Here is a 3,184-nt window from a genome sequence, read left to right as displayed (position 1 = left end):
ATTGAGCTCGGTCCCGGGGATCCTCTAGAGTCGGTTGTTTCACCTTCAACCTGAGGGTGAAACACCTAGGCTGGAGCCATGTCGACACCCGAGTTCGTCCTGGCCCTGCGCGAGAAGATCGGCACCGCGCCGCTTCCGCTCGTCGGGGTCACCGCCGTCGTATTCAAGGACGAGAAGGTGCTCCTCGGCAGGCGTGCCGACAACGGGGCCTGGCAGTGCGTGTCCGGCATCGTCGATCCGGGTGAAGAGCCCGCCGACGCGGCCGTTCGCGAGTGCCGGGAAGAAGCGGGCATCGAGGTGCGCGCCGTGCGGCTCGCTCTCATCCAGCAGCTGCCTCGGACGACATACGCCAACGGCGACCAGGTCGACTACCTCGACTTGGTCTTTCGCTGCGACTGGGTGGCGGGCGACCCGTTCCCCGCCGACGGCGAACTGGCCGAGGTGGGCTGGTACGGACTCGGGGAGCTGACCGAGCTCGCTCAGTCCGACGTGCACAAGATCGCGTTGGCCATCGCCGAGGACGATCCGGCCTCCTTCTCCGGCGGCCGCTGACGCGTCATCGTCCGCGGGTGGCGAGGATGTCCGCGCGCACCTGACGGCGGATGACTTTGCCGACCAGCGAGCGCGGCATCGCCGGCACGCGCACGACCGATCGTGGAACCTTGTACGCCGCCAGATGGATCCGTGCGAACGAGCGCAGCTCCTCGGCATCGAAGACCGCTCCGTCGCGCATCACCACGGCCGCCGTCACCGTCTCCGATCCGTCCGAGCGCGGGATGCCGACGACAGCCGCATCCGCGACGTCGGGATGCAGCAGCAGCGCGTTCTCGACCTCACTCGGACTGATGTTGAACCCGCCGCTGATGATCAGCTCCTTGAGGCGGTCCACGACGGTCACGAAGCCTTCGGCATCCACCGTCACGATGTCGCCGGTGCGCAGCCATCCGCCCGCCAGCAGCGTGCTGGCGGTCTCTTCCGGTCGGTTCCAGTAACCCTGGAAGACCTGCGGTCCGCGCACGAGAAGCTCGCCCTCGGCGCCGTCGACGACGTCACGGGTCGGATCCGCGGGGTCCACCACGCGGATCTCGGTGCTGGGGAACGGCACACCGACCGTACCCGGCCTGCGCAGCGGCCCCATCGGATTGCCGACGCTGATCGGCGACGACTCGGTCATGCCGTAGCCCTCGACGATGATGCCGTGGGTCGCCTCCTCCCACCGCAGCACGGTCGACGGCGGCAGCGCCATGGCACCGGAGATCGCGTTGCGCAGGCTCGAGAGGTCGATGCCCGCGCGCACGGCGGCCCGTGCCAGGGCGTCGTAGATGGGCGGAACGGCGGCGAGGAAGGTCGGCGGCGTACGGCGTATCGCGTCGAGGGTGAGGGTGACGTCGAACGTCGGAAACAGCACGATGCGGGCTCCGAGCGACAGTGCCGTGGTCAGGCAGAGCGTCAGTCCGTAGGCGTGGAAGAGCGGGAGGACGGCGTAGAAGACCTCGCGTCCGGGTACCAGATCGGGCACCCAGGCGGCCGACTGCGCCGCGTTCGAGCGGAGGTTGCGGTGCGTGAGCATGGCCGCTTTGGGCGTACCCGTGGTGCCGCTCGTCAGCTGCAGCGCGGCGAGATCGTCGAGGTGGGGACGGGGCGTGCGTCTGCGCACCGGGCGATGCGACGCCACCCGTGACCACGAGAGAACGTCCTTCGCGTCGGGTGTCACCGTCAGCGCCGCCCGCGACGCACGCGCCTTCGCGAGCGGAAGGCGCAGCGCGGCCCGCATGCGGGCCGGCATCGCGTCGGTCATTCGCACCGCGATGACGTGGCGGGGACGGATGTCGGAGGGAAACTCCGCGATGGTGTCGGCGACGGCATCCCACACGATCGCCACCCGGGCGTGATGCACCTCGAACTGATGTCGAAGCTCCGGTGCCGTGTATCTCGGATTGTGCTCGACGACGATCGCACCGAGCCGCAGCACGGCATAGAAGGCGACGACATGCTGCGGGCAGTTCGGGAGGATCAGCGCGACGCGGTCGCCGGGCGCGACGCCCAGGCGTCTCAAGCCCTCGGCTGCCCTGGCGACCCGGTCCCCGAGCTCGCGATACGTGGTGACGGCGCCGAAGAATTCGAGAGCGGGTCGACGAGGGTGGCGCCGTACGGACTCGTCGAGCATGTCGACCAGGGTCTGCGTGACCGGTTCGATCTCGGCGGGCACCCCGGGCGCGTAGGACGTGAGCCACGGGCGGTCGATGAGCGGCATGCTTCCAGGCTAGGCACCCTCATGTACGTGCGCCGGCATGGGTCTCGGGTCAGGTCCGGAGCACCTCGAGCGCATGTGCGAGATCGGCCGGATAGGCGCTCGTGAACGTGACCCACGCGGTCGTCGTCGGGTGCGCGAACGAGAGTTCGTGCGCGTGCAACCATTGCCGGGTCAGCCCCAGACGTGCCGACAGGGTCGGATCGGCACCGTACAGCGGGTCGCCCACGCACGGGTGGCGATGGGCGGCCATGTGGACGCGGATCTGGTGGGTGCGTCCGGTCTCCAGATGGATCTCGAGGAGGGATGCCGAGGGGAACGCCTCGAGCGTTTCGTAGTGGGTGACCGAGTCCTTGCCGTCAGGCGTGACGGCGAACTTCCACGAATGCGAGGGGTGGCGTCCGATGGGAGCATCGATCGTTCCGGCCAACGGATCGGGATGCCCCTGCACGACCGCGTGGTAGATCTTCTCGACCTCGCGCTCCTTGAATGCCCGCTTGAGTGCGGTGTACGCACGCTCCGATTTTGCGACGACCATGAGGCCGCTGGTACCGACATCCAGTCGATGGACGACGCCCTGGCGCTCGGCTGCTCCCGTGGTGGCGATGCGGAAGCCGGCGGCGGCCAGCGCGCCGAGCACCGTCGGGCCTTCCCATCCGAGCGACGGGTGCGCGGCGACGCCCGCGGGCTTGTCGACGACCACGATGTCGTCGTCGTCGTAGACGATGGCGAGGTCCGGAACGGCGACCGGCACGATCTCCGGTTCGCGCCGCTCCTCCCACTCCACCTCGAGCCAGCCGGCTGCACGCAGGCGGTCGGACTTTCCCAGCGCACGGCCGTCCATCCGCACGCCGCCGGCTTCGGCGAACTCCGCGGCGAACGAGCGCGAGAACCCCAGCATCTTGGCCAGAGCGGCATCCACACGGGCGCCGT

Annotated in this window: 3 protein-coding genes; 1 reads left to right on the top strand and 2 read right to left on the bottom strand. The window is 69.1% G+C overall.

Annotation, left to right across the window (positions count from 1 at the left end):
• Nucleotides 1-78 precede the first annotated feature (78 nt).
• Nucleotides 79-552, top strand: coding sequence for an NUDIX hydrolase (locus tag I5I_RS13950; protein ID WP_036321089.1), 474 nt, complete (start codon nucleotides 79-81; stop codon nucleotides 550-552).
• Between the two features lie 4 nt (nucleotides 553-556).
• Here I5I_RS13950 and I5I_RS13945 read toward each other — a convergent pair whose 3' ends face one another.
• Together I5I_RS13945 and I5I_RS13940 are read right to left on the bottom strand one after the other, a co-directional pair.
• Nucleotides 557-2,254 carry a long-chain-fatty-acid--CoA ligase gene (locus tag I5I_RS13945; protein WP_036321087.1) on the bottom strand — a complete coding sequence of 566 codons (1,698 nt, stop codon included), beginning with the start codon at nucleotides 2,252-2,254 and terminating at the stop codon, nucleotides 557-559.
• 49 nt (nucleotides 2,255-2,303) lie between these two features.
• Nucleotides 2,304-3,184 (bottom strand): RluA family pseudouridine synthase (locus I5I_RS13940; protein ID WP_036321085.1); only part of this gene is annotated, 881 nt, incomplete at its 5' end.

The organism is Microbacterium sp. B24 (assembly GCF_000333415.1).
Taxonomy (GTDB): Bacteria; Actinomycetota; Actinomycetes; order Actinomycetales; family Microbacteriaceae; genus Microbacterium.
This window is presented reverse-complemented; position numbering and strand designations above follow the sequence as displayed.